This window comes from Microbacterium meiriae, assembly GCF_040686935.1.
Lineage (GTDB): Bacteria > Actinomycetota > Actinomycetes > Actinomycetales > Microbacteriaceae > Microbacterium > Microbacterium meiriae.
Genome location: NZ_JBFBMF010000001.1, coordinates 347295 through 360380, shown reverse-complemented (window position 1 = coordinate 360380; position 13086 = coordinate 347295). Strand labels below are relative to the sequence as shown.

Annotated in this window: 17 protein-coding genes; 10 read left to right on the top strand and 7 right to left on the bottom strand. The window is 72.0% G+C overall.

The window, feature by feature from the left end:
• Position 1: 1 nt before the first annotated feature.
• From AB0P08_RS01680 to AB0P08_RS01650, 7 genes are all read right to left on the bottom strand, one after another.
• Positions 2–397, bottom strand: coding sequence for a flagellar basal body rod protein FlgC (locus AB0P08_RS01680; RefSeq protein ID WP_363587737.1), 396 nt, complete (start codon positions 395–397; stop codon positions 2–4).
• Entirely contained in the window at positions 394–735 is a 342-nt protein-coding gene (flgB, locus tag AB0P08_RS01675) for a flagellar basal body rod protein FlgB (RefSeq protein WP_025104347.1), read from the bottom strand. Before flgB ends, AB0P08_RS01680 begins: the two co-directional genes overlap by 4 nt.
• Positions 736–847: 112 nt before the next feature.
• Entirely contained in the window at positions 848–1144 is a 297-nt protein-coding gene (locus tag AB0P08_RS01670; protein ID WP_363587735.1) for a hypothetical protein, read from the bottom strand.
• Positions 1141–1527, bottom strand: a complete 387-nt coding sequence (gene fliS / locus AB0P08_RS01665; protein ID WP_187664103.1) for a flagellar export chaperone FliS — start codon at positions 1525–1527, stop codon at positions 1141–1143. The genes AB0P08_RS01670 and fliS overlap by 4 nt, the downstream gene beginning before the upstream one ends.
• Before the next feature lie 2 nt (positions 1528–1529).
• A complete protein-coding gene (fliD, locus tag AB0P08_RS01660; protein ID WP_363587733.1) occupies positions 1530–2918 on the bottom strand; it encodes a flagellar filament capping protein FliD in 1389 nt (462 codons plus the stop codon).
• 89 nt (positions 2919–3007) lie between these two features.
• Positions 3008–3838: a flagellin N-terminal helical domain-containing protein gene (locus AB0P08_RS01655; RefSeq protein ID WP_197971868.1), complete on the bottom strand. Its 831-nt coding sequence runs from the start codon at positions 3836–3838 to the stop codon at positions 3008–3010.
• 81 nt (positions 3839–3919) lie between these two features.
• Positions 3920–4723, bottom strand: coding sequence for a sigma-70 family RNA polymerase sigma factor (locus tag AB0P08_RS01650; RefSeq protein ID WP_268777198.1), 804 nt, complete (start codon positions 4721–4723; stop codon positions 3920–3922).
• A 218-nt stretch (positions 4724–4941) separates the two neighbouring features.
• Between AB0P08_RS01650 and flgN the strand changes: the two genes are divergently transcribed.
• Genes flgN through AB0P08_RS01600 form a run of 10 tightly spaced genes read left to right on the top strand, consistent with a single transcriptional unit; the run spans position 4942 to position 13082 of the window.
• Positions 4942–5424: a flagellar export chaperone FlgN gene (gene flgN, locus AB0P08_RS01645; RefSeq protein WP_025104341.1), complete on the top strand. Its 483-nt coding sequence runs from the start codon at positions 4942–4944 to the stop codon at positions 5422–5424.
• Between the two features lie 13 nt (positions 5425–5437).
• Entirely contained in the window at positions 5438–6847 is a 1410-nt protein-coding gene (gene flgK / locus AB0P08_RS01640) for a flagellar hook-associated protein FlgK (protein WP_363587731.1), read from the top strand.
• A gap of 13 nt (positions 6848–6860) precedes the next feature.
• Positions 6861–7742, top strand: a complete 882-nt coding sequence (gene flgL / locus AB0P08_RS01635; RefSeq protein WP_268777196.1) for a flagellar hook-associated protein FlgL — start codon at positions 6861–6863, stop codon at positions 7740–7742.
• Positions 7739–8110: a flagellar assembly protein FliW gene (locus AB0P08_RS01630; RefSeq protein WP_187663415.1), complete on the top strand. Its 372-nt coding sequence runs from the start codon at positions 7739–7741 to the stop codon at positions 8108–8110. The genes flgL and AB0P08_RS01630 overlap by 4 nt, the downstream gene beginning before the upstream one ends.
• A gap of 58 nt (positions 8111–8168) precedes the next feature.
• Positions 8169–8786 (top strand): tRNA (adenosine(37)-N6)-threonylcarbamoyltransferase complex dimerization subunit type 1 TsaB, encoded by a 618-nt coding sequence (gene tsaB / locus AB0P08_RS01625; RefSeq protein WP_363587729.1) that lies wholly within the window; start codon positions 8169–8171, stop codon positions 8784–8786.
• On the top strand, positions 8783–9271 hold the full coding sequence (gene rimI / locus AB0P08_RS01620) for a ribosomal protein S18-alanine N-acetyltransferase (RefSeq protein WP_363587727.1): 489 nt from the start codon (positions 8783–8785) through the stop codon (positions 9269–9271). Before tsaB ends, rimI begins: the two co-directional genes overlap by 4 nt.
• A complete protein-coding gene (tsaD, locus tag AB0P08_RS01615) occupies positions 9268–10356 on the top strand; it encodes a tRNA (adenosine(37)-N6)-threonylcarbamoyltransferase complex transferase subunit TsaD (RefSeq protein ID WP_187663418.1) in 1089 nt (362 codons plus the stop codon). The genes rimI and tsaD overlap by 4 nt, the downstream gene beginning before the upstream one ends.
• On the top strand, positions 10353–10835 hold the full coding sequence (locus AB0P08_RS01610) for a hypothetical protein (protein WP_187663419.1): 483 nt from the start codon (positions 10353–10355) through the stop codon (positions 10833–10835). Before tsaD ends, AB0P08_RS01610 begins: the two co-directional genes overlap by 4 nt.
• A gap of 11 nt (positions 10836–10846) precedes the next feature.
• Entirely contained in the window at positions 10847–11911 is a 1065-nt protein-coding gene (locus AB0P08_RS01605) for a hypothetical protein (RefSeq protein ID WP_363587725.1), read from the top strand.
• Complete coding sequence (locus tag AB0P08_RS01600; protein ID WP_363587723.1) at positions 11895–13082, top strand: hypothetical protein; 1188 nt, start codon at positions 11895–11897, stop codon at positions 13080–13082. Before AB0P08_RS01605 ends, AB0P08_RS01600 begins: the two co-directional genes overlap by 17 nt.
• The last annotated feature ends 4 nt before the right edge of the window (positions 13083–13086 follow it).

Below are 13086 nucleotides of genomic sequence, written 5' to 3'. Positions count from 1 at the left end.
CTCACGCGTTCCGTCCGATCTGCAGCGCCGCCTCGTACGAGTTGCGGGCGCGGTCCACGATCGCCGCGCTCGCCTGGTATCCGCGCTGCGCGAGGATCAGCTGGCTCATCTGGTCTCCCAGGTCGATGTCGGGGTAGCGCACGTAGCCGTCGGCGTCGGCGAGCGGGTGGTCGGGCTGGTGCACGAGCCGGCCCTCCGCATCGCCCTGGACGGTCCCGGCGACGTAGACGCCGGGGGACTGGTCTCTGGTCTGGGCGAGGATGTAGCGTGCCCGGAACGCCGCGCCGTCGGTGGGTGTCGCCGTGTTGATGTTGGCGATGTTGTCGCTGATGGCGTCGAGCCACTTCCGGTGCACGGTCAGTCCCGTGCCGGCGATCCCGATGGCGTCGAAGGTCATGACGTCCTCATCGCGGTGCGCATCGAGGAGAACGACCCGTTCACGGCCTGCGTGGCGAACTGGTAGCGCAACATAGTGTCGATGCTGGAGAGGGTCTCGGTGTCGAGGTTCACGTTGTTGCCGTTCAAGCGCGTCGGCTCGAGCGAGGTCCCGACCGTGGCGGACACGTCCCCGTCGCCGGCGGCGATCGAGTCGGCGAGTGCCGCCTCGAACTGCACACGCTTGGCGTGGTAGTCGGGGGTGTTGATGTTGGCGATGTTGTCGGCGATGGCTCGCTGGCGCAGCGAGAGGCCGTTCAGCGCACTCGTCAGTGCGGTGATGGTCACAGAGTCGAACACGAACCGGCTCCCCGTGTGTGGGCGAAGTGGCCGTTCCCTGGCCGAGTCTTGCGAGCCATCCGTGCTCTCGGGAGACTGTCGGCCGTCCGTGCGGTTTCGTTAGGAGGGTCGCTCACCCGTCCACATCGAGGTAGGCGGGAGCATCCGGCGGGCGGGGTGCCGGAACCCGCCGGACGGCGCCGAGGTGCTGTCGCAGCCCGTCGAGCTCTGACCGGGCGCGTTCCATGGCGGTGTGCTGCCGGTCGATCACGGCGCGGGCGCGGTCGGCGAGGTGCGGCGGGAGCGGCGAGGACGGCGGCGCCCAGGGGATGATGTCATGCACCTCGACGGCTCCGGCAGGCGCGGCGAGGATCCGATCGGCGTCCGCCTCGAGCCGGTCGAGCAGCGCGGCCCAGTCCTCGTCCGTCATGCGCGGCCCTCCGCGACGGCCAGGGCGGCGGTGTGCCAGGCGTCGCGCAGCGGCACGACGAGCTCGCGGCAGGCATGGGTGCGCTCCGGGTCGCGGCCGATGTTGGCGCCGATCAGCGTCTGCGACAGGAACACGTACAGCGAGCGCAGTCCGGCGCTGCCGCTCCATCCGTCGGTGAGGGAGGACGACAGCTCGGCCACGATCGCCTGCGCGTGCTGGAGCTGGGTGTTGGCCTCGGCCCAGTCGGCCGCCCGCTGCGCCGTCTCCGCGCGCTCGATGTCGAGCAGGAGCCGGTCGTAGAGCATCGTGACCAGGCGCTCCGGCGGGGCGGACAGGATGGCGTCCTCGCGGTACCGCTGCTGGGCGCGCAGGGCGGCGTTCATGCTCACGAGTCCGACCCGGAACGGCTGCTCGGCAGCGAGTTGATCTGCGAGGCGAGGTAGGAGGACTGCGACTGCATCTGCGACAGCATCACCTCGAGGCGGGCGTAGGTGCGCTCCAGCGAGGCCTTGCGCTGCGCGAGGCGCACGTCCCAGCGCTCCATCTGCTCGCCGAGGCTCTTGACCTCGCTCTCCTGGCCCGTGATCCGCGAGGTGAGCAGCCCGTCGTACTTGTCCGAGTAGGACGTCGCCGTCTGCTCCACACGCGCCGCGACCGCGGAGAAGAGAGCGCCGACGGCTGCGGCGTCCTTCGCCAGCGCCTCGGAGAACTTCTCCTCGTCGAAGGTGAGCTTGCCGTACATGTCGGTCGAGATGCCGACCGTGGAGGGGGAGACCCCGTCCACCGGGTGCTGGATGGCGTCGGCGAGGGCGATCCGCAGGCCGCGGATGGTGCTGTCGCCGGTGAAGACGCCGAGCGTCGTCTTCTCGCCCTGTCCCGCGGCGACGGTGGCCTTCGAGCCGTTGTCGATGCGGGTGAAGATGTCGGTGAGGAGGGCGATGAACTCGCCGGAGGCCTTGGCCCTGGCCTCGCTGTCGACGGCGACGGTCACGGTGACGGGGGACGTCGAGACGGTGGAGACCGTGACGTCGACGCCCTCGAAGAGATCGGTGAAGGTGTTGCCGGACGAGGTGATGACCTGTTCGGCCGCGGTGCCGGCCCAGAGGCGCAGCTGCGCGTCCGTGCCCGTGGCGATGACGGCGGCCCCGGGCTCCGTGGACACGTCCGTGGCGGTGCCGGCGGTGACGGCGGCGAGGTCCCCCGCGTAGACGCGGAAGCGTCCCGCCTCGCCGGACTCCTCGGCCCGGAGCTGCAGGCGGTAGACGGGGGTGCCGTCGGCATCCTTGCCGGCGGGGACGGCGGTGGCGAGGACGCCGGTGTCGGCGTCGTTGATGGCCTGGGCGATGTCCTGCATCGAGGTGGAGTCGGCCTGCACCTGCACGCGCTTCCCCGTGGCGTCCTCGAGGGTCAGCACGGGCGGGTCCGCGGGCCAGCGGGAAGCGGCGGCGGAGACGACGGTGTGCGCCTGGGCGACGCGGTCGACGACGATGTCGGTCGACACGGGCGCGGCGCCGGTGCGCAGGGCGACCTTCACCGATTCCGACGACGAGGTGCCGGTGAAGCGGTCGAGACCGCCAGGCGCTGCGGCCTTCTCGGCGGCGGCGGCGAGGTTCTGCACGGCGGTGTTCAGGGTGCGCAGCTGTGTCATGACGACGTTCTTGTCGTCGATCTTGGCCTTGAGCAGCGTGCGGGGGATGGCGTGCACGTCCATCAGCGCCTTGATGACCTCGGTGGTCTTCAGCCCCGACACGAGGCCGTCGAGCGAGAGCGACATGCGGCTTCCCTTCTGTGTGCGGCGGGGCCCGGGCGACGGCCGAAGCCGTCACCCGGACCCCCCGGAGTGATTCCGTGCGGCGGCGCGGGTCAGCGCAGCAGCTGGAGCACGCCCTGGTTGGCCTGGTTGGCCTGGGCCAGCATGGCCGTTCCCGCCTGCGACAGGATGTTCGCGGACGTGAACTTGACCATCTCGGACGCCATGTCGGTGTCGCGGATGCGGCTCTCGGCGGCGGCGAGGTTCTCGGCCGACACGTTGAGGCTGTTGATGGTCGACTCGAAGCGGTTCTGCAGCGCACCGTAGCCGGCACGTGCGGTCGAGACCGCCTGGATCTGCGTGTCGATGCCCGCCAGAGCCGCGCCGTACGTCGCCGCGTCCGTCATGCCGGCCGCGAGCGTCTTGATGTCCGCGCCGAGCGTGGCGAAGTTGGTCAGGCCCACCGAGATCTGGTCCTCGGCGGCGACCGCGCCCGCACCCACCTGGAACGTCAGCGTCGCGCCGCCCGAGAGCAGCTTGATGCCGTTGAAGTTCGTGCTCGACGCGATCCGGGTGAGCTCGTCGCCCAGGGCGGAGATCTCGGTCTGGATGGCCTCGCGCGACTTCGCGTTGTTCGAGTCGTTCGCGCCCTGGTTGGTCAGGTCGCGCACGCGCTGCAGGATGGAGTGCACCTCGGTCAGGGCGCCTTCTGCGGTCTGGATGACCGAGATGCCGTCCTGGGCGTTGCGAGCCGCGACGTTCAGGCCGTTGACCTGCGAACGCAGGCCCTCGGAGATCGCGAGGCCGGCGGCGTCATCCGCTGCGCGGTTGATGCGCAGACCGCTCGAGAGCTTCTCGAGCGACTTCGACAGGTCGTTCTGCGTGTTGGACAGGTTGCGGTAGGCGTTGAGCGCGCCCACGTTGGTGTTGATCTGCATACCCATGAGGGTTTCCTCCGTGATGTGTTGTACAGGAGACCATCCGTGGTCTCCTGCCCTGACCTATCGGCGGAGGATGCGGACGCGTTAGGCGGGGGCGGCGGCGCGGAAGACGTCGCCGATCCGGACGCCGGCGGCCTCGGCGATGCGGCCGAAATAGGCGTCGCGTGCGGCAGGCGAGACGCGGGTGGTGGTCGTGGTCTCGGTGCCGCCCTCGGCGAAGTACCGGTCGAGGGCGTCGCGGAGCAGGCGCACGGCCTCCGACCGCTGCTGCGAGACGGCCGAGTGGGTCACGCCCAGCTCCTCGGCGATCTCCTTCACGGGCCGCTCCTCGATGTAGACGGCCACGATGATGCGCCGCATGCGCTCGGGGAGGGCGCCGATGGCGTGTTCGAGCACCTCACGCCGTTCGCCGACCATCGCCGACTCCTCCGGCAGTGGGATGTCGGCGACGAGATCGCGCGTGGCGGGGTCGTCCAGTGGGGCGACGGTGCGTGCGGCGTCCGCGAGGGCCTCGACGACCACCTCCTTGGGGGAGCCCATCGCGGTGGCGATCTCGGTGGCGGTCGCCGTGCGGCCGAACGCGGCGGTGAGGGTCTCGCGGACGGCGACCGTCTCCTTGATGCGCTTGCGGATGCCGCGGGACGCCCAGTCCATGGCGCGCATCTCGTCGGCGAACGCGCCGAGGATGCGTCGACGGGCGTAGGCGCCGAAGGGGACGCCGAGCGCGGGGTCGTACGCGTCGGCGGCGGTCACGAGGGCGAGCGCGCCGACGGCGGCGAGCTCTTCGCGGGGGATATGGGTAGCCCGAGCATGGGTGTCTGCAGCGAGGTAGCCGACCAGGGGGAGGTTGGCCTCGACGAGGCGGTTGCGCTCAGCGCGCGACGACATGGGGGATGATCCACCTCTCTGGATGCACTCCGGAAGCTCATGGCGAGGGATAGATGGCCATATCACAAGGTCCGAGATATGTCCATGGGGAGCACTAACCGCCGCCAATGCACATAGTAACCTTAGGGGCGCGGCGGCCGATAGAGATTTATGAACCGTTAACAGGCGGGCCGATCGCACCCGCGTGGGGCGGGGGATCGCTGGGGACAAAGGGGATCATGGGAGCCAACGAACTATCGATGCAGCTCTGGCGCGAGCGCGAGCTGCTCGAGATGCTGCTTTTCAAGCTCGACGAGCAGCAGCTGCTGCTCGCCGCCGGCCGGTCGCACTGGATCCAGTTCGCGGCCAGGGAGATCGATCAGGTGCTCGACCGCCTCCGCGCGGCGAGCCTGGCCAGGGCCGTCGAGGTCGCCGGTGTCGCCGAGGAGTGGGGGGCTCCTCAGGACGCGACGATCGGTCAGCTCATCGAGCACGCTCCGGACGGAGCCTGGGGCGATGTCTTCACCGACCACATGCGTGCGCTGGTGAAGCTGACAGCGGAGGTCGAGCAGATGCGCGATGCCGCCGCGGAGCAGCTCAGCGGAGTGCTCCGCGCCACGCAGGAGACCATCGCCGCTCTCGGCCAGGAGAGCGGCGAATACACCACCCGCGGCGACCGCGCCCGCGAGGACGCCGCCCGCATCATCGACACCGAGATGTGACCGAGAGGGATTCATGTCGACCTTCAGTGGACTGACCACCGCCGCCAGCGGCCTCGCCGCCGCACGGCGGGGTATGGACGTGGTCGGGCAGAACATCGCCAACCAGAAGACCGAGGGATACACGCGGCAGCGCGTCGAGACCTCCTCGATCGCCGCCGTCGCGCAGACGGGCCGCTTCAGCATGGGTGCCCTCCCCGGACACGGCGTCTCGATCGACGGGGTGTCCCGCCTCGGCGACGCGCTGCTCGACGCCCGGGTCCGCGACACCCTCGGCGCTTCCGGCTACTGGGCCACCCGCGCGCTGGCAGCGACGACTGCCGAGTCGGCCCTCGCGGAGCCGACCGACAAGGGCCTCGCCAACCGGCTGACCAGCTTCTGGGCGGGCTGGCAGGACCTCGCCAACACCCCGGATTCGGGTGCGGCGGCCGCGAGCATCCTGGAGTCGGCGAAGGAGCTCGCCGCCCATATCTCCGGCGGCTACCGCACGGTCGCCGCGCAGTGGACGGCCGCCCGCGGGACCGCCGAGCGCACCGTCAGCCAGGTCAACGCCGCCGCCGACCAGATCGCGGTGCTGAACAGCGAGATCCGGGAGGCGCTGGCCTCGGGGCGATCGGCCAACGAGCTCACCGACCGCCGCAACCTGCTCGCGGAGGACGTGGCCCGGCTCGCCGGCGCGACGGCCACCGTGGAGACGGACGGCACGCTCACGGTCCGCCTCGGCGGCAACGCCCTGGTCTCCGGCGGCGACGCCCGTCACATCGCGCTGACCGGCTCGGCGACGATCGACGGCGCTCCGCGCGTCGGGGTCGCCTGGGAGTCGGTGCCGGATCTTCCCCTCGTCGTCGACGGGGGAGAGCTGGGCGGCTCCCTCGCGGTGCTCGCCCCGGCCGCCGACGGCGGGATGCTGGCGCAGCTCGCCGCGACCTACGACCGCGTCGCCACGGCGCTCGCGGAGTCGCTCAATGCCCAGCACCGCGCCGGAGTCACGGCGTCCGGACAGCCGGGCGGCGACTTCTTCACCCTCCCGGCCACCGGCTCCGCCGCGCTCGGGATGCAGGTGGCCGTCACCACGGCGGCCGACCTCGCCCTCGCCGCCCCCGGGGCCGGAGCCAAGGACGCGACCAACGCCGACCTCATCTCCCAGATCGGGCGGCGCGCGACCTCTCCGGACGCGCTGTGGACCGATCAGGTGACCCGCTTCGGCGTCGCCACCGCGGCCGACGTGCAGCGCGCGAAGGTGTCGGATGCGGCGGCGGTCGGCGCCGTCGGTGCGCAGCAGTCCGTCGCGGCCGTGGACGGCGACGAGGAGACGATCAGCCTGCTCACCTACCAGACCGCCTACCAGGCGGCGGCCCGCGTGCTCACCGCCGTCGACGAGGCCCTCGACGTCCTCATCAACCGCACGGGCGTCGTCGGACGCTGATCGGAGAAGCTCCATGATCTCTCGCGTGACCCAGACCACGATGACGCAGACGGCGATGCGCCAGCTGCAGTCCAACCTCTCCGAACTCGCCCGTCTGCAGGAGCAGGCCACGTCGCAGAAGGCGTTCGCCGCCCCCTCGGACGACCCGGCAGCGGCGGCGGCCGCCCTCGCCCTGCACGCCGAGCAGCGGCGCACCGAGCAGTACGCGCGCAACATCGACGACGGTCTGGCCTGGGTGACTGCCGCCGATACGGCGATCACCTCCAGCACGTCCCTGCTCTCGCGGGTGCGGGACCTCACCGCGCAAGGCGCCAACGACGGGGCGCTGGACGCCACGGCGAAGGAGGCCCTCGCGGTGGAACTGGAGGGCATCCGCGACGAGCTGCTCGCGCAGGCGAACACCCGGCTGCTCGGCCGGTCCGTCTTCGCCGGCACGTCGGACACCGCGGCCTTCGGGTCCGACTACTCCTACAGCGGTGTCGCCGGCTCCGAGGTCACCCGCCGCGTGTCCGATGCGGCGGCCGTCCGCGTCGACACGGACGGTGCGGCGGTGTTCGGCACCGGAGACGACTCGGTGTTCGCCCTCGTCGACCGCATCGTCGCCGATCTCCGCTCCGGCACCAACGTGGGGCCCCGACTCGGGGAGATCGACGACCGCCGCACGGCGATGCTGGGCGTGCAGGGCGCGGTCGGCACCAGACAGGCTCAGATCGAACGCGCCAAGGAGGCGGCAGTGCAGAATTCCGTGTCCCTCGAGTCCCGCCGCGCCGCGGTCGAGGATGTCGACTCGGTCGAGGTGCTCATCCGCCTGCAGGCGCAGGAGCTCGTCTACCGCTCGGCGCTCGCCGTCAACGCGCGCGTGCTGCAGCCGACGCTGATGGACTTCCTGCGATGACCGCCGTGCTCACCTTCACGGCCCCACCGCCCGGGCTGGCTCCGCACGTGGACTTCGCCCTCGCACCCGTCGACGGTGCGGACGGGCTCTTCGCGATGCGGGCGGTCGAGGACGACGCCCTGCGGCTCTACCTCGTCGACCCGAACACGGTCCTGGCGGAGTATGCGCCGATCCTCACGGACGCCCAGGTGGCCGACCTCGCTCTCGCCTCGGCGGACGACGCCTTCGTGCTCGTGGTGGCCCACCCGGGCGCCGACGGGGTCAGCGTCAACCTGCTGGCGCCGGTCGTCGTGAACCGGGCGACGGGAGCGGCGACCCAGGTCATCCTCGAAGGCCAGGACTACCCCGTGCGGGCGCCGCTGGGCTGACCCACGCGGGTGCCGGGGCGCCGGGCGTGACGGGCGGGGTGACGACTACCCTGGAGACGTGATCCTCGCCGTCGACACGTCCCTTGGCACCGCCGTCGCCCTCATCGACCCGGACGGGACGTCTCGTGCCGAGGCCCGTACCGCCGATCCGCTGGGCCACGCCGAGGTGATCGGCGACCTCGTCCACGACGTACTCCGGGAGGGGGGAGCCGACGGCATCACTCACGTCGTCGCCGGCATGGGCCCCGGTCCGTTCACCGGACTGCGCATCGGCATCGCGACCGCGCGGGCGTTCGCCCTCGGGCGCGGCGTCCCGCTGGTGCCGGTGCCGAGCCACACGGCGGCCGCGCTGACGATCCAGTCCACGGTGACCGGGCCGTTCGCCGTCGTCACCGACGCCCGCCGCCGCGAGGTCGCCGTCACCGTGTTCGACGGACAGGATGAGGACGGGATCCCGCACACGATCGCCGACACGGTGCTCGTGCGGGCCGCCGACGCCGACGATCATCTCGCCGGTCTCCGCCGGGTCGACGTGACGACGCTGTCCGCAGCCGACCTCGCCAGGGTGGGAGCGCGCGCACTCGCCGCCGGCCGGGTCCTCGCGGGCGACGAACCCCTCTACCTGCGGCACCCGGATGTGTCCCTGCCCGGCGCCCCGAAGAAGGTGGGCGCATGACGCTGCGGGATGCGCGGCCGGACGATCTCGACGCGATCATGGCCATCGAGCAGCGCTCGTTCCCGACCGATGCGTGGAGCCGGGAGACCATGGCGAGCGAGCTGGCGAGCCCGCACGGTCGCTACCTCGTCGACGAGCGGGGCGGGGCGATCGTCGGATACGGCGGCATCCGGGCGCTGCAGGGCGGTGCGGACGCCGACATCCAGACCATCGCCCTCCTCGCCGAGGTCCGGGGTCAGGGCCGCGGGCGCGCGCTGCTGCGTGCGCTGCTGCAAGCGGCCGCCGACCGTGGGGCGCATGAGGTGTTCCTCGAGGTGCGCACCGACAACCCTCCGGCCGAAGGACTGTATCGCGCGGAGGGCTTCGAGGAGATCGGCAGGCGCCCCCGCTACTATCAGCCGGATGACGTGGACGCGATCGTGATGCGTCTGGATCTGCGCCGCCACCCGGCGCCCGCCGACACGCCGGAGGAGGCGACCGCATGAGTGAGCCCCTGGTGCTCGGCATCGAGACGAGCTGCGACGAGACCGGCATCGGCATCGTGCGCGGTCGTACGCTGCTGTCCAACACGATCGCCTCCAGCATGGACGAGCACGCCCGGTACGGCGGCGTCGTGCCGGAGGTCGCCGCCCGCGCGCATCTCGAGGCCCTCCAGCCGACCATCGACGCCGCGCTCGCCGAGGCCGGCGTCCGTCTCGCCGACCTCGATGCGGTGGCCGTGACCAGCGGTCCGGGCCTCGCGGGAGCGCTCATGGTCGGTGTGGGGGCGGCGAAGGGACTCGCGGTCGCCCTGGACAAGCCGCTGTATGCGGTCAATCACCTCGTCGGTCACATCGCGGCCGACATCCTGACGCCGGACTCGGCGCCCCTGGAGTATCCGACGATCGCGCTGCTGGTCTCCGGCGGCCACACCTCCCTGCTCCACGTGCGCGACCTCACGACCGACGTGGAGCTGCTCGGCGAGACCGTGGACGACGCCGCGGGCGAGGCTTTCGACAAGGTCGCCCGACTGCTGTCCCTGCCCTACCCCGGCGGCCCCGAGATCGACAGGGCCGCGGTGGGCGGAAACCCGGACGCCATCCGCTTCCCGCGCGGGCTGTCGCGCGCCTCCGACCTCGCGAAGCATCGCTACGACTTCTCGTTCTCCGGGCTGAAGACCGCGGTCGCCCGCTGGATCGAGCGTTTCGAGGCCGAGAACGCCGAGGCGGGTGCCGACGCCCGGGACCTCCCGATCGCCGACGTCGCCGCCAGTTTCCGGGAGGCCGTCGTCGACGTCCTCGTCACCAAGGCGCTCAACGCGTGCGCCGACCTCGGAGTGCCGAGGCTGCTCCTGGGCGGCGGTGTGATCGCGAACCGTCGGCTCCGCGACGTCGCCCTCGCCAGGGCCGCCGAGGCCGGCGTCACCGTGCGCATCCCTCCGCTGTCGCTCTGCACGGACAACGGCGCCATGATCGCGGCGCTGGCCGCTGAGCTCATCGCGTCCGGGCGCCCCGCATCGACCCTCGGCTTCGGCGCCGACTCGACCCTGCCGGTCACCGAGATCCAGGTCGCGGAGGCGGTGCCGGCGTGACCGGGCTCGCGCAGGAGCCGGAGTCGGACGGGGCCACGCCCCGTGCGCGGGTCGAGCGCGCGAGCGGGCAGGTCGAACGCCCGGCAGGGACGGCGCGCCTTCCCGGAGCGCCGCGCGAGGGCTACACGAAGCTGCCGACCGGTCCGGTCGGCATCGAGCCGGTCGTGGTGAGCGGGCCCGACCTCGACCACGGAGAGGACGAGGGCTGGGAGCCGGCGGTCGAGCCGGCCGTCGTCGACGACACCCGCCTGGCCCCGTGGGCGCTGCTGGCGGCGATCGTCGCCCTCGGCGCGTCGTTCTTCGTCGGGTGGGGGATCCCGGTCGCGATCGTCGCGGTGATCGCCGCCATCATGTCCCTCCGGCGCCCCGTGGAGAACCGGGCGATCGCGCGCTGGGCCCTCGTGCTCGGCCTGTGCGCGACCGTGTACAGCCTGGGATGGCTGGTCTGGGCGGGGATGCAGTTCGAGAGACTCGGCTAGGCGGGCTGGCCATGACGGACGACGACGACGTCGAGGAGCGCAGGGCCCTGCAGCGCAAGGCTTTCGGCCCAGGCGGAGGCCTCACGGACGCGGAGGCCGCGCGCCTGCGACAGCTCGACGCCGCCCGGCGACGCCCGTCGCCGGGACCTCCGCCGTCCCTCGGCTCCTTCGCCGCTGCAGAGGACGACGACGAGCCGTCGGCCGGAGACGACGCGCCCGTGGAGCCGGACGAGGAGTCCGCGGACATCGTCACCGCTCAGAGCGACGTTCCGGCTGAGAGGCGGCGGCGCCGTTCCCTCGGCATGCGCGCGCTCGGCGCGGTCGTCGTGCTCCTCCTCGGGGTCGGCGTGGGATGGCTGGCGTTCGGCCGGAGCGGCGGCACAGCGGTCTCCCTCAGCGCCGAGCAGCAGGGATGGCAGTCCGATCTCGTCGCGTCCGGACGATTCGACCCGGGCTCGGTGCGCGCGCTCGCGACGGAGGACGACGCGGTCATCTGGGTGGCGACGCAGAACGGGGGTGCGAGCATCTGCCTGGTCCTCGGCGCAGGGGAGAGCACGACGCCGAGCTGCAACCAGCGGGAAGCGGTGCAGGAGGACGGCCTCTGGGGCGAGGTGACGACCCAGCGCGACGACGAGTACACGCGCCAGGTCATGGCCCATCTGCTCCTCACGCCCGACGGTGAACCGGCGGTGAGCGTCGACGTCTCGGAGTACGGCTCCGGCGAGGGCGGCCCCACCTACGCGAACGAGGCGGAGACACGGACCGCCGAGCGCCTGGCCGATGACGGCTTCGACCCGAACTCGATCTGGGTCGCCGGGTACGACCGCGACGTCCCGATCTGGACGGCCTCCGAAGGGGAGACGGGTCGGCAGTGCCTCATCTACGACGGGGCGACGGCCGACGCGCCGCGGGCCTGTGAGACGACGGAGACGCTGCAGGAGCACGACGGTCGGCTGCGGTTGCAGGTGACCGACGCGGAGACCGGCGGAATGACGACCTACGAGCTGCCGACCTCCGGTTTCGGGTCGTTCGTGATCATCCGAGAGGGGAGCGACGTCGGTGCGGGAGGAGACTGACCGCCAGGGCTCCGCTGCGGCGGAGGAGCGCCGAGCACTGGAGCGCGCGGCCTATGGTCGGGACGGCGGACTCGACGCCGCCGGTGCCCGGCGCCTGCGCGAGCTCCAGGAGGAGCATCGACGGCAGGAGCTTCCGGCGGAGGAACGGCCGACGGCAGCCTCCGAGGCGCTCCCGGTGGCGGAAGACGAGGGTCGGGAGTCCGATCCGCCGCCGGCTTCCGACGCATCGCCGCTCGCCGCGGCCGGAGCACCACCCGCACCCGTCGAGACGGGCGCGCCGATGCGGGCGCGCGGAGTCGTGCCGGTGCTCGTGGCGGCAGCGACCCTCCTGGCGATCGGCGTCGGGGCGGGATGGGCGCTGTTCGCCCCGCGGTCGGAGGCGTTCCCCTTGACCGAGACGCAGGAGCAGCGACGGATCGAACTCGCCGGGGAGGACTACGACCCCGGCTCCGTGCGCCCGGTGGCGGAGGCGGAGGGCGCGCTCGCCTGGTTCGCCACGCAGGATGACGGGGCCACCCGGTGCCTGATCCTCGACGTGGGTGAGGACTCCCAATCCACCTGTCTGGCAGCGGAGGAGGAGCTGGGACCGGGCCTGTACGCCGCCCTCCCCGTGGCGGCCTCCGATGCCGGTGACGACGAGGACTCGTTCTCCACCGACAGCGTGACGGCGGTGATGCTGTTCTCCACCGCGGACGAGCCGATGGTGAGCATCCAGCGGTGGGGCGGAAGCTCCACGCTCTTCGCCCAGTTCGGGGAGGAGCAGCGCCCGAGGGTGAAGGAACTCATCCGCGACGGCTATGACCTCAACCTCACCCTCCTCGGCTCGTTCCGCGAGCAGCCGGTGTGGCTGGGCGACCGCCGTACGACGACCGGCCCCGCCCAGCGCTGCCTGATCGTCGACGCCGACGGTTCGCGGCAGTGCGCCACCCTCGACGAGGCGCTCCAGTCCGGGCTGCGCGTGCAGCTCCTCGACGTGGATCAGGAGACGGGAGAGCTGCTGTCGGCGTCCGTGGTCGAGGTGGCCTTCACCCGCTGGCAGATGCCCTACCTCACGGTGACCTCGGGCCCGGCCGTGGTCGACGAGGCGACGGGCGAGTCGTATCTCGTGACCACCGGGCCGCCGGGGGATCCGATCCGCGTCGACATCCCTGGCCGCGACCCGGACGACTGATCGC

What these genes read in the sequence shown, in the direction of transcription:
- tsaD (WP_187663418.1), top strand. Translation starts at nt 9,268, where the DNA reads ATGAGTGAGCCCCTGGTGCTCGGCATCGAGACGAGCTGCGACGAGACC.
- AB0P08_RS01655 (WP_197971868.1), bottom strand. Translation starts at nt 3,838, where the DNA reads ATGGGTATGCAGATCAACACCAACGTGGGCGCGCTCAACGCCTACCGC.
- AB0P08_RS01670 (WP_363587735.1), bottom strand. Translation starts at nt 1,144, where the DNA reads ATGACGGACGAGGACTGGGCCGCGCTGCTCGACCGGCTCGAGGCGGAC.
- AB0P08_RS01630 (WP_187663415.1), top strand. Translation starts at nt 7,739, where the DNA reads ATGACCGCCGTGCTCACCTTCACGGCCCCACCGCCCGGGCTGGCTCCG.
- AB0P08_RS01650 (WP_268777198.1), bottom strand. Translation starts at nt 4,723, where the DNA reads ATGTCGTCGCGCGCTGAGCGCAACCGCCTCGTCGAGGCCAACCTCCCC.
- rimI (WP_363587727.1), top strand. Translation starts at nt 8,783, where the DNA reads ATGACGCTGCGGGATGCGCGGCCGGACGATCTCGACGCGATCATGGCC.
- flgN (WP_025104341.1), top strand. Translation starts at nt 4,942, where the DNA reads ATGGGAGCCAACGAACTATCGATGCAGCTCTGGCGCGAGCGCGAGCTG.
- flgL (WP_268777196.1), top strand. Translation starts at nt 6,861, where the DNA reads ATGATCTCTCGCGTGACCCAGACCACGATGACGCAGACGGCGATGCGC.
- AB0P08_RS01605 (WP_363587725.1), top strand. Translation starts at nt 10,847, where the DNA reads ATGACGGACGACGACGACGTCGAGGAGCGCAGGGCCCTGCAGCGCAAG.
- fliS (WP_187664103.1), bottom strand. Translation starts at nt 1,527, where the DNA reads ATGAACGCCGCCCTGCGCGCCCAGCAGCGGTACCGCGAGGACGCCATC.
- AB0P08_RS01680 (WP_363587737.1), bottom strand. Translation starts at nt 397, where the DNA reads ATGACCTTCGACGCCATCGGGATCGCCGGCACGGGACTGACCGTGCAC.
- flgK (WP_363587731.1), top strand. Translation starts at nt 5,438, where the DNA reads ATGTCGACCTTCAGTGGACTGACCACCGCCGCCAGCGGCCTCGCCGCC.
- fliD (WP_363587733.1), bottom strand. Translation starts at nt 2,918, where the DNA reads ATGTCGCTCTCGCTCGACGGCCTCGTGTCGGGGCTGAAGACCACCGAG.